Source organism: Streptomyces sp. CBMA29, assembly GCF_014596445.1.
Classification (GTDB): domain Bacteria; phylum Actinomycetota; class Actinomycetes; order Streptomycetales; family Streptomycetaceae; genus Actinacidiphila.
This window is the reverse complement of the sequence record NZ_MECL01000101.1, coordinates 1-23,439: the sequence shown is the minus strand read 5'-3', so window position 1 is coordinate 23,439 and position 23,439 is coordinate 1. Positions and strand designations below refer to the sequence as shown.

The following is a 23,439-nucleotide window of genomic DNA, read 5'->3' as shown; positions in this document are numbered from 1 at the left end:
CACTCACCCCCGAACCCACCCCCGGAAAAGACGCAAGTCGGCGAGCTTAGTACGCGGCGAACCCCACCCACCACCGGTTTTTTCCGCGGCCTTCCACACCCCGGCGAATCACCCCAACGGGTGACACGCGTGCGCCGTCCGGCCTGTCACAGCCCTGTCACGGATGCGCGCCGTTGAACCCCGGCGGGCTCATGGTGCGACAGTGTTTGGCGGCGGCCTACGTAAGCGTACGTAACGATTGGTCCATCATGTTCCGCCGCGGACCAACCCCGGCAGCGGCGGAGGAGTCCCCACAGATATGAGCCACGAGCCGAAACCGACGACGGGCGAGCGGGCATGACCGGCGGGCAGGGCTGGGGACCGCGCCCGACGCTCACCGACCGCAGGGGACGGCCGCGCCGTACCGGCCTGCGCCGGCTGCTGCCGACCTGGCGCATGGTCACCGGCGGCGTACTCGCCGTCCTGATCGTCCTCATCGGCGGCTTCTTCCTCGGCTACGCGCTGGTCTCCATCCCCGACCCGAACGCCGCCGCCACCGCGCAGAGCAACGTGTACGTGTACGCCGACGGCAAGACGGAGATCGCCCGCGACGGCGCGATCAACCGCGAGAACGTCACCCTCAGCGGCGTCGCCAAGACCGCGCAGCACGCCGTGCTCTCCGCGGAGGACCGGAATTTCTACCACGAGTCCGCCGTCAGCCCCAAGGCCATGCTCCGCGCCGCCTGGAACACCGCCACCGGCAAGGGCCGGCAGTCCGGCTCCACCATCACCCAGCAGTACGTGAAGAACTACTACCTGAACCAGTCGCAGACCGCGGTCCGCAAGGTCAAGGAATTCTTCATCGCGATCAAGCTGGACCGCAACGAGACCAAGGACCAGATCCTTGAGGGCTATCTCAACACCAGCTACTACGGACGCAACGCGTACGGCATCCAGGCCGCCTCCCAGGCGTACTTCGGCATCAACGCCGGCGAATTGACGACCGCCCAAGGCGCCTACCTGGCAACGCTGTTGAACGCGCCCAGCGAATACGACCTGGTCGCCCACCCGGAGAACGCCCCGGCGGCGAAAGGCCGTTGGAACTACGTCCTGGACGGCATGGTCAAGGAGGGCTGGCTCAGCCAGTCCGAGCGCAACGCGACGGTCTTCCCCGACATCGGCAAGCCCAAGCCCGTCGCCAGCAAGGCGGGACAGCGCGGCTACATCATCGAAGCCGTCAACCGCTATCTCTCCGACAACCACATCGTCGACGCCGACACCCTGCGCCTGGGCGGCTACCGCATCGTCACCACGGTCCAGAAGCCCAAGGAAGACGCCTTCGTCGACGCCGCCCAGAAGAACATCTACGACCAGCTCGGCCACAAGACCGCCGACAAGTACGTACGCGCGGGCGGCGCCTCCATCGACCCGGCCACCGGGAACGTCGTCGCCCTCTACGGCGGCATCGACTACACCAAGCAGTACGTCAGCAGCGCCACCAACGCCACGTATCCGCCCGGCTCGACCTTCAAGCCGGTGATCTTCGCCTCCGCCGTCCAGCACGAGTCCTCCACGCAGGACAAGGAGCCCATCACCCCCAAGACGGTCTACGACGGCACCAACAAGCGCGAGGTGGTCGGCCCCGACGGGCCCACCGGCTACAAGCCGGAGAACGAGGACCAGGCGTCCTACCCCGACATCACCGTCACCCGCGCCATGGACAAGTCCGTCAACGCCGTCTTCGCGCAGATGGCGCAGGACGTCGGCACCCGCAAGGTGATCGACACCGCGCACGACCTGGGCATGCCCGACGACGTCAAGATCCCCGAGACACCCGCGATGGCGCTCGGCGCCTTCGGGGCCAGCCCGCTGGACATGGCGCAGATGTACGCCACACTCGCCAACCACGGCAAGGAGATCCCGTACTCGCTGGTCCTGAAGATCACCAAGGACGGCAACGACGTGGGCCTGCCCAAGCGGGACGCCGTCCAGTCCGTGCCCCGCCAGGCCGCCGACACCACGACGTCCATCCTGCGCAGCGTCGTCGACAGCCCCGGCGCGACCGCGACCGTCGCCCAGGACTCCGGCTGGCCGTCGGCCGCCAAGACCGGTACGGCGGACGACGACATCGCCGCCTGGTTCGCCGGCTACACGCCCAAACTCGCCACCGTGGTCGCCGTGTTGGGCATGAACCCGGACAACGGCAAACAGGAGCCGCTGTACGGCTCGATGAATCTGCCGCGGATCAACGGCGGCGGGCCGCCCGGCTCGGTGTGGGCCGACTACACCGCGGCGGCGCTCAAGGGCGTGCCCAAGCAGAACTTCTCGCTGGACGTACAGAGCGGCCTGCCCACCCAGCCGCCGACGACCACCGCGAGCCCGACCGACACCCCGACAACGACGCCGCCCACGACCGAGCCGCCGACCACCCCTCCCCCGACGACCACCGTGCCGCCCACCACACAACCCCCGACCACCGAACCGCCCACGACGCAGCCCCCGACCACCGAGCCGACACCGTCCGACACGTTCAACCCGATCGGCGGGGTGACGGGCGGGACGAGTCCGGGAGGCGGCGGCAACGGAGGCGGGGGCGGCGGGGGTACGGCGGGGCCGGACGGGAACAGCTCACCGGGCGGGTGAGGGGGCCCGGCGGGTGCGGAGGCCCGGCCCCGCGGGTAGGGGCCTCAGCTGCTCGGGCTCCGGGGGACCACCGGCCTCAGAGATACAGCCCGGTGGAATCCTCCGAGCCCTGGAGCCGCTCGGCGGCGACCGCGTGCAGATCGCGCTCACGCATCAGGACGTACGCGACACCGCGCACCTCGACCTCGGCCCGGTCCTCCGGGTCGTACAGCACCCGGTCGCCGACCTCGACGGTCCGCACATTCTGCCCGACGGCCACGACCTCGGCCCACGCCAGGCGCTTGCCGACGGCCGCGGTCGCCGGAATCAGAATCCCGCCGCCACTGCGGCGTTCACCCTCACCGCTGTCCTGGCGCACCAGAACGCGGTCGTGCAGCATGCGGATGGGCAGCTTGTCGTGCTGCTCGCTCTTCGAACTCTTCGAACTCACGGCCACGACGTTACCGGCGGCGCCGCCACACCGTGAGACCGGCCACCGCGGCGACCAGCGCCACCCCGGCGACCGCCGCCGGAATGACCCGCTCGGGCCGGGGCGCGCCCTTCTCGTCCACGAAGTGCGCACGCGTCCTGCCGACCGCGCGGTTCGCCGCCACATACGCCTGCCCGACACTGCGGTCCACCGCGGAGACGGCCTTGGCCTTGGTGTCCCGGACAATCGTCACCGGGTGCACCCGTACCGCGATCTCGTCCAGCGTCGACGCCAGATCCTGCCGCCTGCGGGTGATCTCCGCCTCGATCTGGGCGGCCGTCCTGACTTCCGACCCTTCCGACACCGCGGTTCCTCCATCGCCTGATTCGGTAGCGTTCGGACAGTCTGTCAGTACGACGCGGCCCGCGCCCCGTCGGCACCCCCGAATGCGCCCCATTGCACAAGGAGTTTCCCCCATGTCCGAACGCCTGGCCCCCGGCGACACCGCCCCCGACTTCACCCTTCCGGACGCCGACGGCAACCCCGTCTCCCTCGCCGACCACCGCGGCCGCAAGGTCATCGTCTACTTCTACCCGGCCGCTCTCACCCCCGGCTGCACCAAGCAGGCGTGCGACTTCACCGACAATCTCGACGTCCTCGCCTCCGCGGGATACGACGTCATCGGCGTCTCCCCCGACAAGCCGGAAAAGCTCGCCAAATTCCGCGAGAAGGAATCCCTCAAGGTCACCCTCGTGGCCGACCCCGACAAGGCCGTCCTCACCTCCTACGGCGCCTTCGGCGAGAAAAAGCTCTACGGCAAAACCGTCACCGGCGTCATCCGCTCCACCGTCATCGTCGACGAATCCGGCAAAGTCGCCCACGCCCTCTACAACGTCAAGGCCACCGGCCACGTCGCCAAACTCCTCAAAGACCTCTCCATCTGACGTAACCCTCCGTCACCAGATTCGTTAATCCGTTCGACGCCGCTTCCTTGCGGTGTCGAACGGAGGGGAACATGCCAGTCAGTCCTTACACCTACGAACGGCTCAGCGAGGCGGCACGCGGGGCGCGGAACCTCTCGGAGGCGCTGAAGAGGCTAGGGGTCGAGCCCCGAGGACACTCACGCAACTACATGCGCGAGCGCATGAAGAAGCTGGGAGTCGACACCTCGCACTTCAGGCACCCGCCCCGGGCAGGCAGGAAGCTGCGGCGAGCTCCGGAGGAACTGCTCGTCGAGCAATCAGGGCCACGCGCCCGCCGGGTGCCCAGCAACCGGTTGAAGCAGGCGATGACGGCGATGGGACGCACAGAGCGCTGCGCGATCTGCGGCACCGAGCCGAGTTGGCGTGGCCGCCCGCTCCCGCTGGAGGTCGACCACATTGATGGCAATTGGCGAGACAACCGCCTCGAAAACCTGCGCTACTTGTGCCCCAACTGCCATGCGACCACAGACACATACCGGAGGCGGAACAGAGAGCGACGAGACGCGGCTCCCGTCCGTTCCGTCACAGGGAGCGCCGGCTGATGGCGGCCCGTGGACAACAACTGGACTCCGCTCGGCTCCGCGAAGCCGTGGCCGCTTCGATTTCCCTCGCCGAGACGCTGCGCCGCCTCGGCCTGCCCGACACAGGGGCGAAACGCGTGCTGTTGCGTCGCCGGATCGCGGAAGAAGGGATCTCCCTCGCACACTTCCTCGGCCAGGCCCATCAACGTGGCAAGCCGTCTCCGACACCGCGTAAGGAGGCCGGGGAGATCCTCGTCAAGCACGATCGGGCACGCCGGACCAAGACCACCCAATTACGCCGCGCGCTCAAAGAGATCGGTGTCCCCGAGCGGTGCGCCGAGTGCGGAACGGGGCCGGTCTGGCAGGACAGGCCGCTGACGCTGGAAGTCGACCACGTCAACGGCGACTGGCAGGACGACCGGCCCGGGAATCTGCGGCTGCTGTGCCCGAACTGTCATGCCACAACTGACACATGGTGCGGAGCGAATCGCCGCAGGTGGGTGGCTGGAGGGGGCTGAGGCAAGCTGGTAAGCGCCGCCGCCGACCGAGTAGCATGGGCGGCGGCTTGCGGCGGTGGCGCAATGGCGACGCAACAGACTTAGGATCTGTGGCCCTTGATCGGGCTTGAGGGTTCGAATCCCTTCCGCCGCACCATGAATGGCCTGCGATTCGAAGGTTGAGTCGCAGGCCATTGTCATGTGCGGGGTCAGGCCAGGAGGTCCGCTGCCAGGGGGGTCAGGGCGCGGAAGGCCTGGCCGCGGTGGCTGATGGCGTTTTTTTCGGCGGGGGTGAGTTCGGCGCAGGTGAGGGTGGAGCCGTCGGGCTGGAGGATGGGGTCGTAGCCGAAGCCGTTGGCGCCGGCGGGGGTGGTGCGCAGGGTGCCGTGGAGGTGGCCTTCGACGACGCGGGTGGTGCCGTCGGGGAGGGCGAGGGCGGCGGCGCAGGTGAAGTGGGCGGCGCGGTGGGGGGTGTCGATGTCGCCGAGCTGGGCGAGGAGCAGTTCGAGGTTGGCCGCGTCGTCGCCGTGCTTGCCCGCCCAGCGAGCGGAGAAGATGCCGGGGGCGCCGCCGAGTACGTCGACGCAGAGTCCTGAGTCGTCGGCGACGGCGGGCAGTCCGGTGCCGGCCGCCAGGGCCCGTGCTTTGAGCAGGGCGTTCTCGGCGAAGGTGACGCCGGTTTCCTTGACGTCGGGGATCTCGGGGTAGGCGTCGGCCCCGACGAGTTCCACGTCCAGGCCGCTGTCGGCGAGGATCGCGTGGAGTTCGGTGACCTTGTGGGCGTTGCGGGTGGCGAGTACGAGGCGGCGGGTCATGGGGGAATTATCTCCACGTCGCGGTGGACGTCTGTGTACGCGTCAGGCGGTGGCCGCCAGTGCGGCTTCCTGGGCGGCGGTGAGGTCGGTGCAGCCGCCCACAGCGAGGGCGAGCAGGGCGTCGAGTTCGGCGCGGTCGAAGGGCTGGCCTTCGGCGGTGCCCTGGACCTCGACGAAGCGGCCGTCGCCGGTGCAGACGACGTTCATGTCGGTTTCGGCCTTGACGTCTTCCTCGTAGGCGAGGTCGAGGAGGGGGACGCCGTCGACGATGCCGACGCTGACGGCGGCGACGGTGCCGGTGAGGGGCTGGGCCTTGGCGCGGATGAGGCGGTTGGTCTGCATCCAGGTGACGGCGTCGGCGAGGGCGACGTAGGCGCCGGTGATGGCGGCGGTGCGGGTGCCGCCGTCGGCCTGGAGGACGTCGCAGTCGAGGACGACGGTGTTCTCGCCGAGGGCTTTGTAGTCGATGACGGCGCGCAGGGAGCGGCCGATGAGGCGGGAGATCTCGTGGGTGCGGCCGCCGATCTTGCCGCGGACGGATTCGCGGTCGCCGCGGGTGTTGGTGGCGCGCGGGAGCATGGAGTATTCGGCGGTGACCCAGCCTTCGCCGCTGCCTTTGCGCCAGCGGGGTACGCCCTGGGTGGCGCTGGCGGTGCAGAGCACTCGGGTGTCGCCGAAGGAGACGAGGACGGAGCCCTCGGCGTGCTTGCTCCACGCGCGCTCGATGGTGACGGGGCGGAGCTGGTCAGGGGTGCGGCCGTCGAATCGTGACATGCGCGTGAGCCTATCCGGGTGAGGCCGCCCCGCAGGACCGGGTGGTCCGGGAGCGCGGGGGCCGCCGGGCCCCCCGGGCCCCCGGCCGTCGGCAGGGAACGCGAAAGACCGCGCCATCCCGGCTGCCGGGGTGACGCGGTCCTGGGACGTTCAGCGCGGGTGTCGCGTCACATCATGTCTTCGATGTCCGCCGCGATCGGGTCGGCGTCGGTGCCGATGACGACCTGGATGGCGGTGCCCATTTTGACGACGCCGTGGGCGCCCGCGGCCTTGAGGGCGGCTTCGTCGACGAGGGAGGGGTCCCGCACTTCGGTGCGCAGCCGGGTGATGCAGCCCTCGACCTCTTCGATGTTGTCGAGTCCGCCGAGACCGGCGACGATCTTCTCAGCCTTGCTGGCCATCTCTTGTCTCCTGTTTCCCTGACCCACCGTGAGTCCGATATGTCACGGTAACGCACGGTTGGCCCAACTTCACGGGCGGTTGACCCCCGGGTGGACCACCATGGCGCTCAGCGGCGCCCCCCTGCCGGACGGGCGCCACCTGCGCACAAGTGGTCTAAACCAATGTACGGCCACTGTACGCGAAGGCCCGCAGGCAGCAGTCAGGGAGGACACCGAATGAGTTCGGCCACCGCATCCGCGGCGCCCCGCAAACCCTGGTTGAGCGTGCTGTTCCAAGGGCTCCAGAAGATGGGCCGCAGCCTCCAGCTGCCCATCGCCGTACTGCCCGCCGCGGGCATCTTGAACCGGCTCGGCCAGCCGGACGTCTTCGGCTCCGACGGCCTCGGCTGGGACCGGGTGGCCAAGGTCTTCGTCGGCGCGGGCGGCGCGCTGCTGGACGGCTCAATCGGTCTGCCGCTGCTGTTCTGCGTGGGTGTGGCCATCGGCATGGCCAAGAAGTCCGACGGCTCGACCGCGCTCGCCGCGGTGGCCGGTTTCCTGGTCTACAACGGCGTGCTGCACCAGTTCCCCAAGGACTGCGGGCCCGGCACCGTACTGTCGGCGGGCGCGTGCATCGCCAAGGACGGTACGGCGGCGGCGGCCACGTACCAGAACCCCGGCGTCTTCGGCGGCATCGTGCTCGGGCTGCTGACCGCGTACTTCTGGCAGCGCTTCCACCGCACCAGGCTGGTCGACTGGCTCGGCTTCTTCAACGGCCGCCGTCTGGTGCCGATCATGATGGCCGGGGTCGCGATCGTCTTCGCGGTGATCTGCACCTGGGTCTGGCCGCCGGTCGGCGACGCGCTGACCAGCTTCAGCAAGTGGCTGGTGGACCTCGGCGCGATCGGCTCGGGCATCTTCGGTGTCGCCAACCGCGCGCTGCTCACGGTGGGTCTGCACCAGTTCCTGAACACCTTCGTGTGGTTCCAGTTCGGCGACTTCACCAAGCCGGACGGCACGGTCGTGCACGGTGACATCCCGCGCTTCCTGGCGGGCGACCCGACGGCCGGGCAGTTCCAGACCGGCTTCTTCCCGATCATGATGTTCGCGCTGCCCGCCGCCGCGCTGGCCATCGCGCACACCGCCAAGCCGCACCGCCGCAAGGAGATCAGCGGCATGATGCTCTCGGTCGGCCTGACGTCGTTCGTCACCGGGATCACCGAGCCGATCGAGTACTCCTTCCTGTTCATCGCACCGCTGCTGTACGCCTTCCACGCGGTGCTGACCGGTGTCTCGATGGCGGTCTGCTGGGGGCTGGGCGCCAAGGACGGCTTCAGCTTCTCGGCCGGTCTGATCGACTACTGCCTGAACTGGAACCTGGCGACCAAACCCTGGCTGCTGCTGATCGTCGGCGCGTGTTTCGCCGTGGTCTACTACGCCCTCTTCCGCTTCGTGATCGTGAGGTTCAACCTGGCCACGCCGGGCCGGGAGCCCGACGAGATCGAGGCCGAGCTGGAGCAGGGCAACGTAAAGTAACGATTCGGCGTCGTAAAAGCCCCCAAGTCCACGGACTTGGGGGCTTTTGTCATGTCACCCAGCGTGTGATCCATGACATACACAACGAACCGGAATCATGGATTCCTTTACGCCACCCTCACGTGTTAAAACTGGTCTACACCACTGAGTGGTATAGACCACGGCGGCGGGCCGTCCCCTTCCATGCGCCCGCCTCACCAGGAGGAATCTGATGAGTACGGCCACCGGCACGGCGGTTCCCGCGAAGAAGCGGGGCTCCGGCCTGTTCCAGGGTCTGCAGAAGGTGGGACGGAGCCTCCAGCTCCCGATCGCCGTCCTGCCGGCCGCGGGCATCCTGCTCCGGCTCGGCCAGCCCGACGTCTTCGGCGCCGACGGCCTGGGCTGGGGCAAGGTCGCGACCGTCTTCGCCGAGGCCGGCGGCGCGGTCTTCGACAACCTGCCGCTGCTGTTCTGCATAGGCGTCGCCATCGGCTTCGCGAAGAAGTCCGACGGCTCCACCGCACTGGCCGCCCTGGTCGGCTTCCTGGTCTACAGCCGGGTCCTCCAGGCGTTCCCGGTCACCGACGCGGTCGTCAACACCACCGCCAACAAGGGCGTCGACGTCGCGGCCACGTACAACAACCCCGGTGTCCTCGGCGGCATCCTGATGGGTCTGCTGGCCGCCGTGCTGTGGCAGCGGTTCCACCGCACCAAGCTGGTCGACTGGCTCGGCTTCTTCAACGGCCGCCGCCTCGTGCCGATCATCATGGCCTTCGTCGGCACCGGCATGGGTGTCTTCTTCGGCCTGGTCTGGAAGCCGATCGGCGAGGGCATCAGCAACTTCGGCGAGTGGATGACCGGCCTCGGCGCGGTCGGCGCCGGTCTGTTCGGCCTGATCAACCGCGGTCTGATCCCGGTCGGCATGCACCAGTTCGTGAACTCCGTCGCCTGGTTCCAGATCGGCGACTACAAGAACGCCTCCGGCACGATCGTGCACGGCGACCTGACCCGGTTCTTCGCCCACGACCCGACCGCGGGCCAGTTCATGGCGGGCTTCTTCCCGATCATGATGTTCGGCCTGCCCGCCGCCGCGCTGGCCATGGCGCACACCGCGCGCCCCGAGCGCCGCAAGGCCGTCATGGGCATGATGCTCTCGCTCGCCCTGACCTCGTTCGTGACCGGCGTCACCGAGCCGATCGAGTTCTCGTTCATGTTCGTCGCGCCGCTGCTGTACGCGATCCACGCCGTGCTGACCGCCGCGTCGATGGCCATCACCTGGGCGCTGGGCGTGCACGCGGGCTTCACCTTCTCCGCGGGCTTCATCGACTACGCGCTGAACTGGAACCTCGCCACCAAGCCGTATCTGATCATCCCGATCGGCCTGGTCTTCGGAGCGGTCTACTACTTCGTCTTCCGGTTCGCGATCGTCAAGTTCAACATCCCCACCCCGGGCCGCGAGCCCGAGGAGGAGATCGAGGACATCACCAAGTGACGTACGCGCGCTGACAGTTCAGCCACCCGCGGCGGGTCCGGGACCGGATACGGTTACGGGCCCGCCGTCCGCGTTCCGGTCAGAGTTCGTAGACCGCGCCGGAGACGGCGAGTTCGACCGGACCTTCGAAGGCGGCCTTGGCGTCACGCAGGTTGACCGAGGGGTTGGTCCACGGCGGGATGTGGGTGAGGACCAGGCGTCCGGCGCGGGCGCGGGCGGCGGCCTCCCCGGCCTCGCGGCCGTTGAGGTGCAGCTCGGGGATGTCCTCCTTGCCGTGCGTGAAGGACGCCTCGCACAAGAAGAGGTCGGCGCCGTCCGCGAGCCCGTCCAGGGCGGCGCAGGGGCCGGTGTCGCCGGAGTACGCCAGCGTGCTGCCCTCGTACTCGATACGGAACCCGTACGCCTCGACCGGGTGGCTGACCAGGTCCGTGGTGATGCCGAACGGGCCCAGGCGGAAGGCGCCGGGCTCCAGGGTGCGGAAGTCGAAGACCTCGCTCATGCACTTCTCGTCCGGCACGTCGCCGTAGGCGATGCTCAGACGGCGCTCGGTGCCCTCGGGGCCGTAGACCGGGATCGGGGCGGCGGGGCCGCCGTCGTGCCGGTAGTAGCGGGCCACGAAGTAGCCGCACATGTCGATGCAGTGGTCGGCGTGCAGATGGCTGAGCAGTACGGCGTCCAGGTCGTACAGCCCGCAGTGACGCTGGAGTTCGCCAAGGGCGCCATTGCCCATGTCGATCAGCAGCCTGAAGCCGTCGGCCTCGACGAGGTAGCTCGAACAAGCCGATTCCGCGGACGGGAACGACCCCGAGCAGCCGACGACGGTGAGCTTCATTCCTGGAAACACCTCCGTGGGCGCGCCACAGACCACCCCATTCCGGCTGGAGTGGGGGGATTGGCGGAACGGTCCGCCATGTCTTGAGAGGGTAAGGCGCGGGGGGTCCTCACGCGCCTCTCCCGCACCTCGTTGTGGGCGGAATCACCAGTACGGGGGGCCTCAGGACCGGTTGCCGAACACCGGCGCGGGCCCCCGCGCACCCGGGGGTGTCCCGGAACGCCGGGCGCGCCGGACGGCGTGAAGGTCAGGCCCAGAGCTGGCCGTGCAGGGCCGCGACGGCGGCCTCGGTGGACTCGGCGGTGTAGATGCCGGTGGAGAGGTACTTCCAGCCGCCGTCGGCGACGACGAAGACGATGTCGGCGCGCTGGGCGGCGCGGTGCGCCTTGGCGGCCACGCCGAGGGCGGCGTGCAGGGCGGCGCCGGTGGAGACCCCGGCGAAGATGCCTTCCTGCGACAGGAGTTCGCGGGTGCGGCGGACCGCGTCCTGCGAGCCGACGGAGAAGCGGGTGGTCAGCACGGACTCGTCGTACAGCTCGGGCACGAAGCCCTCGTCGAGGTTGCGCAGCCCGTAGACGACATCGTCGTAGCGCGGCTCGGCGGCGACGACGGAAACGCCGGGGACCTTCTCGCGCAGGAAGCGGCCGACGCCCATGAGGGTGCCGGTGGTGCCGAGACCGGCGACGAAGTGGGTGATGGTGGGGAGGTCGGCGAGGATCTCCGGGCCGGTGGTGGCGTAGTGCGCGGCCGGGTTGGCGGGGTTGCCGTACTGGTAGAGCATCACCCAGTCGGGGTGCTCGGCGGCCAGTTCCTTGGCGACCCTGACCGCGGTGTTGGAGCCGCCCGCGGCCGGTGAGGAGATGATCCGCGCGCCCCACATGGCCAGCAGCTCGCGCCGCTCGGACGAGGTGTTCTCCGGCATGACGCAGACGATCCGGTAGCCCTTGAGGCGGGCGGCCATGGCCAGCGAGATGCCGGTGTTGCCGGAGGTGGGCTCCAGGATGGTGCAGCCGGGGGTGAGGCGGCCGTCCGCCTCGGCCTGCTCGATCATGTACAGGGCCGGGCGGTCCTTGACCGAGCCGGTCGGATTGCGGTCCTCCAGCTTCGCCCAGACGCTCACCTCGTCGGACGGCGACAGGCGCGGCAGGCGGACCAGCGGGGTGTTGCCGACCGCCGCCAGCGAACTGTCGTAACGCATCAGCGCGCGCCGCCTGCCACGGCAGGCAGGATGGTGACGCTGTCGCCGTCGGCGACCTTGGTGGAGATGCCGTCGAGGAAACGGACGTCCTCGTCGTTGAGGTAGACGTTCACGAAGCGGCGCAGCTCGCCGCCGTCCACGACGCGGTCGCGCAGGCCCGCGTGCCGGGTGTCGAGGTCCGCGAACAGCTCGTCCAGGGTGGTCCCGGCGCCTTCGACGGCCTTCTGGCCGTCGGTGTAGGTGCGGAGGATGGTCGGGATGCGGACCTCGATGGCCATGACTGCGCTCCAGTGAGTGCGTGCGTAAGACGACAGGGGGCGGGGCTGGGCGGTGCGGGGCGGGGCTTCAGCGGTCTTTCGCGGTGCGTGCGGAAGCGGGCGCGGGCGGTCAGGCGCCCTGACACGCCGCACTGGTGCGGCGGCACAGGTCGACGTGCAGCCGCGCCACGAGCAGCGTGCCCGGCGCCTTGTCACTCACGTCGAAGAGAACCATGGGGTCATCGTATCGATTCCCCCTGGCGGGCCGAGATGGCCGTCCCACGATCCGGACCATCAGACGGCGGAACCCACGACCTGTACGGGTTCTTCGGTGACGACACCGTCCACGATGCGGAACGAGCGGAACTGGAACTCCTCCGCGAGCGAGACCAGCACGTAGTGCGCGCCCGGTTCCTGGGCGAGCGAGATGTCGGTACGGGAGGGGTACGCCTCGGTCGCGGTGTGCGAGTGGTAGATCACCACCTGCTCCTCGCCGCGCTGCCGCATCTCCTTGTCGAGCCGGAGCTGCTCCATCGAGTCGAACTCGTAGAAGGTGGGTGAGCGGGCCGCGTTCAGCATGGGCACGAACCGCTCGGGGCGGTCGCTGCCCTCGGGGCCCGCGATGACCCCGCACGCCTCGTCGGGGGCGTCGGCCTCGGCGTGCGCGACGATCCGGTCGTACAGGTCCTGGGTGATGGTGAGCATGCGGGAAAAATAACAGGGGCTACGCGGGGCCGGTGGTCGCGGTCACGGGAGTGGGGGCGGGCGCCAGGTGGGCCCTGCGGGCGAAGGCGGCCGGATTGCGGCGCTTGAGCAGCGCGTAGCCGCCGGCCAGGAGCGCGAGCCACAGCGGGACGCCGTACAGCGAGATCCGGGCGTCGGCGTCGGCGCCGATCAGCACCAGCACCAAGGCGAGGAAGGCGAGCGCGAGCCAGCTGGCGACGGCGCCGCCGGGCGCGGTGAACCAGGCCGCCGCCGCGCGCCCGTCCTTGACCGCGGCGCGGTAGCGGATGTGCGAGGCGAGGATCACCCCCCAGGTCCAGACGGCGGCGACGGTCGCGAAGGCGGTGATGTACGTGAACGCGCCCTCGGGGTCGACGTAGTTGAGCCACACGCCGGTGCCCATCAGGGCGACGGAGACCAGGGTGCCGGTGGCCGGGGTGCGGCGGGCGGTGAGGCGGGTGAAGACCCGCGGGCCCTGGCCGTTGACGGCGAGGTCGCGGAGCATGCGCCCGGTGGAGTACATCCCGGAGTTGCAGGACGACAGGGCGGCGGTGAGCACCACGAAGTTGACGATGCCCGCGCCGAAGGGGATGCCGATCCGGGCGAAGGCGGCCACGAACGGGCTGACACCGGGCTGGAATTCGGTCCAGGGGACGACGCAGAGGATGACGGCGAGCGCGCCGACGTAGAACAGGCCGATGCGCCAGGGAAGGGTGTTGATGGCCTTGGGCAGCGTCTCGCGGGGGTTCTCGGCCTCGCCCGCGGTGACGCCGACGAGTTCGACGGCCAGATAGGCGAACATGACGATCTGGAGGGTGAGCAGCGAGGAGCCGACGCCGTGCGGGAAGACCCCGCCGTCGCGCCACAGGTGGCCGACCGAGGCGGTGTCACCGGCCGCGGACACCCCGAGGGTGAGGACGCCGACGCCGATGAGGATCATGCCCGCGATGGCGGTGACCTTCACCATCGACAGCCAGAACTCGACCTCGCCGAAGAGCCGCACGGAGATCAGGTTGGCCGCGAAGAGCAGCACGAGGAAGCCGAGCGCGGCGGTCCACTGTGGAATCCACGGCCACCAGTACGCGAGGTAGGTGGCCGCCGCGGTGACTTCGGCCATACCGGTGACCACCCACATCAGCCAGTACGTCCAGCCGGTGACGAAGCCCGCGAAGGGGCCGAGGAATTCGCGGGCGTAGTCGGCGAAGGAGCCGGACACCGGTCGGTAGGTGAGGAGTTCGCCCAGCGCGCGCATGATGGCGAAGATGGCGACGCCCGCGACGGCGTACATCAGGATCAGGCCGGGGCCCGCCTGGTGGATGGCGCGGCCCGCGCCGAGGAAGAGGCCGGTGCCGATCGCGCCGCCGATGGCGATCATCTGGATCTGGCGGCTGCCGAGCCCGCGCGCGTACCCCTCGTCGGTGCTGTCCGGCGCATCCTTCATGCCGGATTCGTACCATGCGCGGTACGGGGCCGCCCGCCGGGAACCGACGGGCCGTCAGGTCGGGCGCGGGCCGGACACGGCTCAGGCGATGGCTTCGAGCAGGGTCTCCTGGAGCAGGCCGAACCACTGGAAGGCGAGCATCAGCGGCTTGCGCGGGTCCTCGTCCGGCAGGTGGTACAGCTCGCTGCGCTCGTCCTCGCTGACCTCCAGCCGGGCGCCGATGGACAGCCGCAAGTCGTTGAGCGTGCCGAGCCACTGGCGGGCCTCGTCGGCGGTGAGCTTGATCTGCGGGCCGCCCGCGTCCAGGGCGCGCAGCACGGCGAGGGCGTCCTCGCGCTTGCGGGCGCGCAGGTCGTTCTCGGTGAAGCGGCGGAATTCGGCCGCGTCGGCGGTCTCCTCGTACGCGCTCGGGAAGAGCCGGGCCAGCGCCGGGTCCTCCGGGGGCTTGGTGGGGCCGTCGGCGAAGAGGGCCGCCAGCGGGTCCGCGTCATCGTCGGCCGCGCCTTCCGGAAGGTTTCCCGGACCGACGAGTTCGAGCAACTGCGCGGTGAGGCTGCGCAGGATGGAGATCTCCACGGTGTCCAGTTCGATCGCGGCGCCGCCGCCGCGGACCCGCTCGAAGTAGCCCGCACGGGCGCGGCGGCCCATCAGCGGTCCTGCGTCAAGGTCGCCCACAGGCCGTATCCGTGCATCGCCTGCACGTCGCGTTCCATCTCCTCGCGGGTGCCGCTCGACACCACGGCGCGGCCCTTGTAATGGACGTCTTCCATCAGCTTCTTGGCCTTGCCCTTCGAGTACCCGAAGTAGGTCTGGAAGACATACGTCACGTAGCTCATGAGGTTGACGGGGTCGTTGTGGACGAGGGTCACCCACGGCACGTCCGGCGCGGGAACCTCGAAAGGCGCTTCGCTCGCTTCGGGACGCTCGACTTCTACTGGCGCGACACTCACAGGTTCCATGCTGCCGCTCCTGTGGCACCTCGCACAAATGGGCGTGCGCGGCACCGCCGAATGGGGGGGTTTTGCGCCCGCGCGCGATCCGCGGGTGTGTGGCGGCGCACACGTGCCCCGAGAAATCGTCACTCTGACGAGTATTGGGGGTAGCATCCTCGCCATGAGCACAGCAGACCTGGGACTGCCGGTGGACGTGCCGTCCACCGCCCTGTTCACCGACCGGTACGAGCTGACGATGCTGCGGGCCGCCCTGCGCAGCGGCGCCGCGCAGCGCCGCTCGGTCTTCGAGGCGTTCACCCGCAGGCTGCCCGAGGGGCGCCGCTACGGAGTGGTCGCCGGCACCGGCCGGGTCCTCGACGCGGTGGAGAACTTCCGCTTCGACGAACCCGTGCTGGAATTCCTGGAGCGCGAGGGCGTGGTGGACTCCGCGACCCTCGACTGGCTGGCGGGCTACCGCTTCACCGGCGACATCTGGGGATACCCGGAGGGCGAGGTGTACTTCCCCGGCTCGCCGGTCCTGCGCGTCGAGGGCACCTTCGCCGAGGCCGTGCTGCTGGAGACGGTCATCCTGTCGATCCTCAACCACGACTCGGCGATCGCCGCGGCGGCCTCCCGGATGGCGGTGGCCGCGGGCGGCCGTCCGCTGATGGAGATGGGCGCCAGGCGCGCCCACGAGCTGGCCGCGGTGGCCGCCTCGCGGGCCGCGTACATCGGCGGCTTCGGCTCCTCCTCCAACCTCGCCGCCGCTTTCCGGTACGGCATCCCGACCATCGGCACCAGCGCGCACGCCTTCACGCTGCTGCACGACACCGAGCGCGACGCGTTCACCGCGCAGGTGGACGCGCTCGGCCGCGGCACGACGCTGCTGGTGGACACGTACGACCTCACCAGCGCCGTGCGCACCGCCGTGGAGATCGCCGGGCCCGAGCTGGGAGCGGTCCGGATCGACTCCGGCGACCTGCTGCTGCTCGCCTACCGGGTGCGTCAGCAGCTCGACGACCTCGGCGCCAAGGACACGAAGATCATCGTGACCTCCGATCTGGACGAGTACGCCATCGCCTCGATGGCCGCCGCGCCCGTGGACGCCTACGGGGTCGGCACCTCCCTGGTCACCGGCAGCGGGCACCCCACCTGCTCGATGGTCTACAAGCTCGTGGCCCGCGCCTCCTCCGACGACCCCGACGAGCCGCTGGTCTCCGTCGCCAAGAAGTCCCTCGGCGGCAAGACGAGCGTCGGCGGCCGCAAGTGGGCCGCCCGGCGGCTCGACGAGGACGGCGTCGCCGCCGCCGAGGTGGTCGGCACCGGGGCCGTGCCGGCCGACCTCGCCGACCGCCAGCTCCTCGTCCCCCTCGTCCGCCGCGGCGAGGTCATCGGCCGCGAGCCCCTCGACTCCGCCCGCGCCCGCCACATCACCGCTCGCGCCGGTCTGCCCTTGTCGGCGACTCAGCTCTCACGGGGCGAGCCCGTGCTCCCCACGGAGCTGGTGTAGCCCCGCGCGGGGGCGGCCCCGTCAGGGGCGCTGGGGGCACCTCCCGGCCGAAGGCTGGGGGAAGGAACTGCGGTTGTCCCCCGGCCACCGGCCGGAGGTGGGTCGCTCGCGCAGTTCCCCGCGCCCCTGACGGGGCAACGTCTTATGTTGGGGTAAGGGCACCCCTAGGCTCTGCTAGCGCAGCGACGTGGCTGCGGATGAGTCATCGCTTTCCGCCGGAAGGGCAAAATGCACCGCGCATTGATCGTCGTCGACGTGCAGAACGACTTCTGCGAGGGCGGCAGCCTCGCGGTGACCGGCGGGGCCGACGTGGCCGCGGCGATCACGGACCTGATCGGGGAGTCGGCGGGCGGCTACCGCCACGTCGTGGCCACCAGGGACCACCACATCGACCCGGGCTCGCACTTCTCGGACCGGCCGGACTTCGTGACGTCGTGGCCGGTGCACTGCGTGGCGGGCACGGAGGGCGCGGGGTTCCACCCGAACTTCGCGCCCGCGGTCGCCTCCGGCGCGGTGGACGCGGTCTTCGACAAGGGGGCGTACGCGGCGGCGTACAGCGGCTTCGAGGGCCTGGACGAGAACGGCGCGGCGCTGACCGGCTGGCTGCGCGAGCGCGGCGTCACGGAGGTGGACGTGGTGGGCATCGCCACCGACCACTGCGTGCGGGCGACCGCGCTGGACTCCGTACGCGACGGCTTCGCGACCCGCGTGCTGCTCTCGCTGACCGCGGGCGTGGCGCCCACGACGACCGACCGGGCGCTGGTGGAGCTGCGCGAGGCGGGCGTGGAGCTGACCGGCACCCCGGTGGTCTCCGGCTAGGTGCCTAAGGGCTGTCCCGGTTCAGCGCCGAGATCGGGTGCCACAGCTCGGTGCTGTCGCCGACGTCCCCCTTGCCGCGGTATTCGCGCCAGACCAGGCCGTCGGGGTGGTGCAGGACCGCGGTGACCTCGTCGGGGGTGGGCGGCTCGGCGTTGCCGGTGAGCCGGGCGCCGCGGAAGCCGAGGTTGCTGAGCCGGGTGAGGGCCCGCTGCCGGTTCTGGGCGTGCACCACGACCCGTACCGTGCGTTCGGGGCACGCCGGATGCGGCAGGCCGAGTGCGACGACGACCGTGCCGCCCGGGAGCTTGGTGAATCCACCGACCGCCATGGTCACATCATCAGCCGTTCGGCCGCCGCCCACCAGAGGACGACGGCCGAACGCGGGATGAACCCGGATGAAACAGCAGGTCACGGCAGGTGTGACCGATTCAGGACGGTCAGCGGTGCGCCGGCCCGACCTGGAGGGTCATCGTGCTGCCGTCGAACGCCTCACCGACGATGGTGATCCGGGTGTTGGTGTCGGACACCTTCACCCCGCCGGTCGGGTTCGCGGCGTCCCAGTACGAGCCGTAGTGGTCGTCGAAGACCGGGTTGCCGAGCTTCGCCTTGACCTTGGCGGCGACACCGTTGGAGTGCACGGTGAAGCCGTCGGTCGGGAACCAACTGAACGGCGAGTCGTACGCCTGGATGCGGTTGCGCATCACGCTGCCGTCGGCCCACTTCTCCACCTTGGCGTGGGCGTCGATCGGCAGGATCTGGCCGGTGCCGGGGTGGATGCCGACGTTGTTGTCGGCCTGCGAGGTGTCCCACAGCCAGATCAGCAGACCGTTCTGGTACGGGTAGTGCTCGACCCAGTCCGGCCGGGTGCTCGTCCAGCCGAAGTTGTACGGGCCGGTCTTGAGCGTCTTGTCGTACGAGACGTACTGCCGGTTCTCCGCGATGTAGTACTGCGGGTAGTCGTTGGTGAACGACGCCCCGATCCGGGAGAAGCCCTTGGCGGTCCAGCCGTTGTCGTCCGTCTCGGCGCCGTCGGTGAAGACGGTCGCGCCGTCCGCGGTGACCGAGATCGCGTCGGCCGCGAAGCCCTGCTGGGCCACGCCGCCGTCGGTCAGGTAGCGGAAGCGGAGCTGGATCTGCTTGCCCGCGTAGGCGTCCAGCGGGAAGGACAGGTCCTGGTACGCGCCGTTGGTGCCGGTCAGCGCCGGGGTGCCGCCGCCGTCGCGCGGGATGGACTTGCCGTTGGCGGTGCCGTCGAGCGCGGTCCAGGTGGCCCCGCCGTCGGCGGACGCCTCGGTGTAGAGGTAGTCGTACCCCTCCTCGATGTCCCACCAGCCCTTGAGGCCGAGCGACGCCGAGGACTTGCCGGTCAGGTCGACCGAGCGGGTCAGGGTGTTGGACAGGTTGTCGCCGCTGCCGCTCCACCACTGCTTGCTGCCCTCGGCGGGCGCGGTGATGGCGGTGGTGACCGCCTTGTCGGGCAGCGAGACGATGAGCGCCTGTTTGTCCTTGGTGTTGTACTCGGCGACGCCCAGCTTGGTCGTCGACCGCGAAGCGGCCTTGGCCGTCCCGTAGTTGAGCCAGCCGAGCTGGAGCTTGTCCCAGGCGCTCATGTCGTCCGGGAGGTCGCCGATCGAGTTCTTGCCGGTGCCCATCCAGGAGCCGGAGGACATCAGCGACCAGAAGCCGACGCTGGACTCGCCGACGTACGTGGTGTCGTACTCGTCGGGCAGGCCGAGGTCGTGGCCGTACTCGTGCGCGAAGACGCCGAGTCCGCCGTTCTCCGGCTGGAGGGTGTAGTCACCGATCCAGATGCCGGTGTTGCCGATCTGGGTGCCGCCGGCCTTGTTGTCGGCCGGACCCGTGCGACCCGCGTCGGTGCCGTAGGCGTACCAGCGGTGCGCCCACAGGGCGTCCTCGCCCTGGGCGCCGCCGCCCGCGGACTCGTCCTCGCCCGCGTGCACGATCTGGAAGTGGTCGATGTAGCCGTCGGGCTCGTTGAAGTCGCCGTCGCCGTCGTAGTCGTAGCGGTCCCACTGGTCGTACTGGGCCAGGTCCGCCTTGATCTGCGCGTCGGTGCGGCCCTGGGCCTTCTGGTCGGCGACGTACGCGGTGGTGGCGTCGCGGATCAGGTCCCAGACGCTGGAGCAGGTGGTCGCGCCGCAGTAGTTGGAGCCGTAACGGGCCTCGTTCCAGGGCACCTTGACCCAGGCGGAGACCTCGCCCTCCACCGAGTAGCGGCCCGAGGACTGCTTCTCGTAGTACTTCGCCAGCGACTCCTTCTTCGCGTCGTGCGAGAAGTAGAGGTCGTTGAAGTGCTGCTGGTTGTAATCCGCCTGCCAGGCCGTGCTGTTGTCGTTCTTCGGGTCCGGCTTGGCGATGGTGTTGTGCGCGGGGCCCGGGTCGCCGCCGTACTTCACGACCGGCGGCTGCGGGCCGTCGGGGCCGTCCGGGTCGTACGTCGTGGTGCTGTCGACCTGGTCGCCGAACTCGACCAGAATCGTGAAGATCTTGTCGGTCTGCTCGCGGCCCAGCTCGACGTACTTGCTCTTCTTGCCCTTGCCGGAGCCGAGTTGGACGACCTTCGAGCCGCCGCGCTGCTGTACGGTCGCGTCGCCGTTCACGACCTGCTGAAGCGCGGCCGTGCGCTCGGCCGACTGCTTCTCGCTGAACGGGCCCGGCAGATCGTGGGCCTGGTTCTCCGCCGGATCGTGGCTGGCCACCGGTGCGGGCTGCCCCTTCTCGGCGGGAGCCGCGTACGCCCCCGCGGTGGTGACCGCGGTGACGCCCAGCACGGCTATCGCGAGGGCCAGGGCGGCGGGTTTGGTGATCCTCCGCTGCGTTTTCAAGATTTTTGACCTCCCCTTGGGAAAGTCCATTGCATCGGAGTGACGGGAGAAAAAACAGATCTTGACTTGAGCATGGCAGGCCAGTACGTTTACCGGTTTCCCGGCACCGCTCAGCGGACCCACAGGTCACACCAACCGGCCGCCGCCGTCCGTGCGTTGACGGACACCGCCGTCCGCAGGATGAGATGCCTGACACGCTTGCGACCCCGTGCGCCCCCTCGTGCTCCGCACCGTGGGTTAGGTCACGCTTACCCCATGTTCGGGCCGGGCATGCCGAAGCGTAGAGCCAGCCCGCTACCGAGGACGGATTCCCCCAATGCCGCGTCCTACGACCGCGCAACTCGCCTACGGTTCCCTGACCGTTGTCCTGTCCACCTTCGCGATGCTCCTGCTGTCGGACGCACGGTCCGGCGTGGGAGTCGCCGTCATTTGCGCGGCGGGACTGATCCTGGGCCTGCTCGTCGCGGTGACCGTCACCCTGCCCTTCGTCGCCCGCGTGCGGTCCGCCCAGGCCCGGCCCGGCGCTCCCGCCGGTTCCGCCGGTTCCGCGAATTCCGCCGCCGAGTCCGGCGCCCAACTGTCCGCCGCACAGCGCCCGCTCCCGCGGGCGGCCGGCGGTCGCGGCGTACGCGAGTCGTCGCGGGTCAGCGAGGCGTCACTACGACGCTGAAGCCCGGCGCGGACCCGCGCTCACCACTCCGGCACACACCGGCACACCGGCACTTCACAGCGCCACGGCTTCTCCGCTCCACCGCTCCACCGCGTCAGACGGCGGCCACGACCACGGTCCTGGCCGCCTTGTCGTGCAGGCACTGCCGGAACGGCTTGTCCCAGGTGCACCACAGGGAGTTGAGCAGCCAGAAGAGCGGGCCGATCAGGATCGTGACGAGCACGCCGGGCAGTGCGTAGACCGCGGCCCGCGTCCAGCCGACGCCGCCGGGGACCGCGCCGTCCTCCAGGCGCGCCGCGCGTATCCGCAGCAGCATCTTGCCGAGGGTCTGCCCGCGGGCGGCCGTCATGGCGCCCTCGTAGAGGAAGTACGCGATGAAGGTCGCCGCCCCCGCGAGGATCTCCTTGCTGCGGCCCGCGTCACCCGGATTGGACAGATCACCGCCGAACACCGCCGCGCTGAGCACCACGTCGAGGACGATCAGGATCACGGTGTCGACGACCCGGGCCAGGAACCGCTGGCCGAGGGAGGCGAGCGGGGCCATCCCGGACGGCTGGTCTGCACTCATGACACTCAGTCAATCAGCCATCCGGGTGGCGGTACAGGGCGTGTGCGGCGCCTTTCCGCCCGGCCGCCGACCCCGCTGCCGGTCCGCCGGCCCGTCAGGTGGTCTGGACGACCACCGTCTTGGCGGCCTTGTCCTGGAGCCCCTGCTTGTACGGCTTGTCGAACAGCACCGTGATGCCGAGGATCACGAACCAGACGCAGCTACAGCAGAAGGCGGGCAGCCACAGCACGAGGGCGCGCAGCCCCGCCGCCGCGGAGGTGGGCACGCTGCCGTTCTCGAGCATCGCGACGCGCAGCTTCATCAGCTTCTTGCCCACCGTCTGACCGGTGGACCGGGTCATGAACCACTCGTAGAGGAAGCCGAGCACCGCGAAGAAGGCGCCGCCGACCGCCGACTTGCCGCTGCTGAAGTTGTCGGTGCCGCCCGCCGCCCAGTCCAGCAGACCGGCCGGGATCAGCACGATGATCACATCGATGACGCGGGCCAGCACTCGCTTGCCGCCGTCCGCCAGCGGCGGCATCCCGGCCAGCGGGTCCTGCGGGGCCCCGCCGTAGGGGTTGTTGGGGTCACCGGACCCGCCAGGACCGCCGCCGTACGGATTCGCCGGGCCGCCGGGAGCACCGGGGCCGCCCGGGGCGGCGGGACCGCCGCCGTACGGGTCGCCGCCGTACGGATTGCCCGGCGGCGGGGTGCCCTGGGCGCCGTTGTACGGGCCGCCGCCCTGGTCGCCTGGCGGCTTGGCGAAGGGGTCCTGGGGGGAACCGGGCGCTGGCTGATCGGTACTCATGTCCCGAGTCAAACCCGGACACCGCCCGCCCGCCCGCTGCGGACTCCGTTCGGAGTACGCCACCGTCCCGGACGTACGGCGCCGCCCCCGGAGGCAGGCTCAGTCGGCCGCCACGAACGTCCGCGCGACCTTGTCGTGCCAGCACTGGCGCCACGGGCGGTCGAAGAGGCACCAGGCGAGGCCGACGACGCCGACGACCAGGACGTCCAGCACGGTGTGGGTCAGCCAGCGGCGAAGGCTCGGGCCGAAGGTCGGCGGGATCTGCGCCTCGACGTCCAGCACCCGCAGGCCCACCAGCTTCTTGCCCAGCGTGCGCCCCCACTTGACGGTCGGCAGCACTTCGAGCAGCAGGCCCGCCAGGACCGCCACCAGCAGCACCACGGCCAGTTCCAGGCCCGTCGTGCCGTCGATCAGCCAGACCTTGACGGTCTCGCCGCTCTGCTTCGCGTCGTCCACCTTCGTGTGGATGTGGTGGTACGCGGCCGTGCCCAGCGGTACGGCGGCGGCGGCGGTCACCGCGCAGAACAGCACCGTGTCGAGCACGCGCGCCGCGAACCGCCGCACCAGCGCGCCCGGCCGCCCCTGCGCCGAGATCATGCTCAGGAACGGGTCATCGGCCGGGGCCCGCCACGGCGCCGGGCGCTCCTCGCCCGCGGACCGCTCCTGCTCCCCCGCCGACGGCCGGGCCAGATGGTGCACCTGCTGCGCCCAGGGCGCGGCCTGCGGCTGCGGCTGGGCGTGAGGTTGAGGTTGAGGTTGAGGCTGGGCCTGGGCCTGGGGGGCGGCCTGCGGCTGTTGGGGCGGTGTCTGCGGCTGGGGCCGCTCGGCGGCGGGCGGCGACTGCTGGG

27 protein-coding genes and 1 tRNA gene are annotated in these 23,439 nt (G+C 70.1%); 10 read left to right on the top strand and 18 right to left on the bottom strand.

What is annotated here, in order from left to right; genetic code table 11:
- Positions 1-336: 336 nt before the first annotated feature.
- Positions 337-2,622 (top strand): transglycosylase domain-containing protein, encoded by a 2,286-nt coding sequence (locus BGM09_RS15500; protein WP_188282166.1) that lies wholly within the window; start codon positions 337-339, stop codon positions 2,620-2,622.
- A gap of 76 nt (positions 2,623-2,698) precedes the next feature.
- Here the strand turns inward: BGM09_RS15500 and BGM09_RS15495 are convergent, their stop codons facing one another.
- Positions 2,699-3,001: a GroES family chaperonin gene (locus BGM09_RS15495; protein ID WP_188282170.1), complete on the bottom strand. Its 303-nt coding sequence runs from the start codon at positions 2,999-3,001 to the stop codon at positions 2,699-2,701.
- A 61-nt stretch (positions 3,002-3,062) separates the two neighbouring features.
- The gene (locus BGM09_RS15490; RefSeq protein ID WP_317452712.1) at positions 3,063-3,395 is read right to left on the bottom strand and encodes a DUF3618 domain-containing protein; all 333 of its coding nucleotides are present in this window, start codon (positions 3,393-3,395) and stop codon (positions 3,063-3,065) included.
- Positions 3,396-3,507: 112 nt separating this feature from the next.
- Between BGM09_RS15490 and bcp the strand changes: the two genes are divergently transcribed.
- The 4 genes from bcp to BGM09_RS15470 all read left to right on the top strand — a co-directional run bounded on the left by bcp (position 3,508) and on the right by BGM09_RS15470 (position 5,189).
- Positions 3,508-3,975 (top strand): thioredoxin-dependent thiol peroxidase, encoded by a 468-nt coding sequence (gene bcp / locus BGM09_RS15485; RefSeq protein WP_188282164.1) that lies wholly within the window; start codon positions 3,508-3,510, stop codon positions 3,973-3,975.
- 71 nt (positions 3,976-4,046) lie between these two features.
- Entirely contained in the window at positions 4,047-4,556 is a 510-nt protein-coding gene (locus tag BGM09_RS15480) for an HNH endonuclease signature motif containing protein (RefSeq protein ID WP_188282163.1), read from the top strand.
- Complete coding sequence (locus BGM09_RS15475) at positions 4,556-5,053, top strand: HNH endonuclease signature motif containing protein (RefSeq protein WP_188282162.1); 498 nt, start codon at positions 4,556-4,558, stop codon at positions 5,051-5,053. The genes BGM09_RS15480 and BGM09_RS15475 overlap by 1 nt, the downstream gene beginning before the upstream one ends.
- A 49-nt stretch (positions 5,054-5,102) precedes the next feature.
- Positions 5,103-5,189, top strand: a tRNA-Leu gene (locus BGM09_RS15470).
- Between the two features lie 52 nt (positions 5,190-5,241).
- Here BGM09_RS15470 and rdgB read toward each other — a convergent pair.
- The 3 genes from rdgB to BGM09_RS15455 form a co-directional block, all read right to left on the bottom strand.
- Complete coding sequence (gene rdgB / locus BGM09_RS15465) at positions 5,242-5,847, bottom strand: RdgB/HAM1 family non-canonical purine NTP pyrophosphatase (protein WP_188282161.1); 606 nt, start codon at positions 5,845-5,847, stop codon at positions 5,242-5,244.
- 42 nt (positions 5,848-5,889) lie between these two features.
- Positions 5,890-6,621, bottom strand: coding sequence for a ribonuclease PH (gene rph, locus BGM09_RS15460; RefSeq protein ID WP_188282160.1), 732 nt, complete (start codon positions 6,619-6,621; stop codon positions 5,890-5,892).
- A gap of 167 nt (positions 6,622-6,788) precedes the next feature.
- Positions 6,789-7,022 carry a glucose PTS transporter subunit EIIB gene (locus tag BGM09_RS15455; RefSeq protein ID WP_188282159.1) on the bottom strand — a complete coding sequence of 78 codons (234 nt, stop codon included), beginning with the start codon at positions 7,020-7,022 and terminating at the stop codon, positions 6,789-6,791.
- Between the two features lie 216 nt (positions 7,023-7,238).
- Here BGM09_RS15455 and BGM09_RS15450 point away from each other — a divergent pair, with 216 nt between their 5' ends.
- Positions 7,239-8,537 (top strand): PTS transporter subunit EIIC, encoded by a 1,299-nt coding sequence (locus tag BGM09_RS15450; RefSeq protein ID WP_188282158.1) that lies wholly within the window; start codon positions 7,239-7,241, stop codon positions 8,535-8,537.
- A 211-nt stretch (positions 8,538-8,748) separates the two neighbouring features.
- Positions 8,749-10,008 (top strand): PTS transporter subunit EIIC, encoded by a 1,260-nt coding sequence (locus tag BGM09_RS15445; protein WP_188282157.1) that lies wholly within the window; start codon positions 8,749-8,751, stop codon positions 10,006-10,008.
- Positions 10,009-10,087: 79 nt separating this feature from the next.
- Here the strand turns inward: BGM09_RS15445 and BGM09_RS15440 are convergent, their stop codons facing one another.
- From BGM09_RS15440 to clpS, 8 genes are all read right to left on the bottom strand, one after another.
- Positions 10,088-10,840 (bottom strand): MBL fold metallo-hydrolase, encoded by a 753-nt coding sequence (locus BGM09_RS15440; RefSeq protein ID WP_188282156.1) that lies wholly within the window; start codon positions 10,838-10,840, stop codon positions 10,088-10,090.
- 247 nt (positions 10,841-11,087) lie between these two features.
- The gene (locus BGM09_RS15435) at positions 11,088-12,038 is read right to left on the bottom strand and encodes a PLP-dependent cysteine synthase family protein (RefSeq protein WP_188282155.1); all 951 of its coding nucleotides are present in this window, start codon (positions 12,036-12,038) and stop codon (positions 11,088-11,090) included.
- On the bottom strand, positions 12,038-12,316 hold the full coding sequence (locus tag BGM09_RS15430; protein WP_188282154.1) for a MoaD/ThiS family protein: 279 nt from the start codon (positions 12,314-12,316) through the stop codon (positions 12,038-12,040). The genes BGM09_RS15435 and BGM09_RS15430 overlap by 1 nt, the downstream gene beginning before the upstream one ends.
- Positions 12,317-12,425: 109 nt before the next feature.
- Positions 12,426-12,530 (bottom strand): putative leader peptide, encoded by a 105-nt coding sequence (locus tag BGM09_RS38855; protein ID WP_317452711.1) that lies wholly within the window; start codon positions 12,528-12,530, stop codon positions 12,426-12,428.
- Positions 12,531-12,589: 59 nt separating this feature from the next.
- On the bottom strand, positions 12,590-13,000 hold the full coding sequence (locus BGM09_RS15425) for a Mov34/MPN/PAD-1 family protein (protein WP_188282153.1): 411 nt from the start codon (positions 12,998-13,000) through the stop codon (positions 12,590-12,592).
- A gap of 19 nt (positions 13,001-13,019) precedes the next feature.
- Complete coding sequence (locus BGM09_RS15420; RefSeq protein ID WP_188282152.1) at positions 13,020-14,459, bottom strand: amino acid permease; 1,440 nt, start codon at positions 14,457-14,459, stop codon at positions 13,020-13,022.
- An 81-nt stretch (positions 14,460-14,540) separates the two neighbouring features.
- The gene (locus BGM09_RS15415) at positions 14,541-15,107 is read right to left on the bottom strand and encodes a DUF2017 domain-containing protein (RefSeq protein WP_188282169.1); all 567 of its coding nucleotides are present in this window, start codon (positions 15,105-15,107) and stop codon (positions 14,541-14,543) included.
- Complete coding sequence (gene clpS / locus BGM09_RS15410) at positions 15,107-15,418, bottom strand: ATP-dependent Clp protease adapter ClpS (RefSeq protein ID WP_188282151.1); 312 nt, start codon at positions 15,416-15,418, stop codon at positions 15,107-15,109. Before clpS ends, BGM09_RS15415 begins: the two co-directional genes overlap by 1 nt.
- A gap of 154 nt (positions 15,419-15,572) precedes the next feature.
- On the opposite strand from clpS, the gene BGM09_RS15405 reads away from it, so the two are divergent.
- Together BGM09_RS15405 and BGM09_RS15400 are read left to right on the top strand one after the other, a co-directional pair.
- Entirely contained in the window at positions 15,573-16,901 is a 1,329-nt protein-coding gene (locus BGM09_RS15405; RefSeq protein ID WP_188282150.1) for a nicotinate phosphoribosyltransferase, read from the top strand.
- 228 nt (positions 16,902-17,129) lie between these two features.
- On the top strand, positions 17,130-17,720 hold the full coding sequence (locus BGM09_RS15400; protein WP_188282149.1) for an isochorismatase family protein: 591 nt from the start codon (positions 17,130-17,132) through the stop codon (positions 17,718-17,720).
- A 4-nt stretch (positions 17,721-17,724) separates the two neighbouring features.
- Here BGM09_RS15400 and BGM09_RS15395 read toward each other — a convergent pair whose 3' ends face one another.
- On the bottom strand, positions 17,725-18,048 hold the full coding sequence (locus BGM09_RS15395; protein WP_188282148.1) for a hypothetical protein: 324 nt from the start codon (positions 18,046-18,048) through the stop codon (positions 17,725-17,727).
- Between the two features lie 109 nt (positions 18,049-18,157).
- On the bottom strand, positions 18,158-20,566 hold the full coding sequence (locus tag BGM09_RS15390) for an immune inhibitor A domain-containing protein (RefSeq protein ID WP_223187022.1): 2,409 nt from the start codon (positions 20,564-20,566) through the stop codon (positions 18,158-18,160).
- Between the two features lie 316 nt (positions 20,567-20,882).
- Here BGM09_RS15390 and BGM09_RS15385 point away from each other — a divergent pair, with 316 nt between their 5' ends.
- Positions 20,883-21,236, top strand: coding sequence for a hypothetical protein (locus BGM09_RS15385; RefSeq protein ID WP_188282174.1), 354 nt, complete (start codon positions 20,883-20,885; stop codon positions 21,234-21,236).
- Between the two features lie 94 nt (positions 21,237-21,330).
- Here the strand turns inward: BGM09_RS15385 and BGM09_RS15380 are convergent, their stop codons facing one another.
- From BGM09_RS15380 to BGM09_RS15370, 3 genes are all read right to left on the bottom strand, one after another.
- On the bottom strand, positions 21,331-21,804 hold the full coding sequence (locus tag BGM09_RS15380) for an RDD family protein (RefSeq protein WP_188282146.1): 474 nt from the start codon (positions 21,802-21,804) through the stop codon (positions 21,331-21,333).
- 94 nt (positions 21,805-21,898) lie between these two features.
- A complete protein-coding gene (locus BGM09_RS15375; RefSeq protein ID WP_188282145.1) occupies positions 21,899-22,591 on the bottom strand; it encodes an RDD family protein in 693 nt (230 codons plus the stop codon).
- Between the two features lie 99 nt (positions 22,592-22,690).
- Positions 22,691-23,439: RDD family protein (locus tag BGM09_RS15370; RefSeq protein ID WP_188282144.1), on the bottom strand; the 749-nt coding region annotated here is incomplete at its 5' end.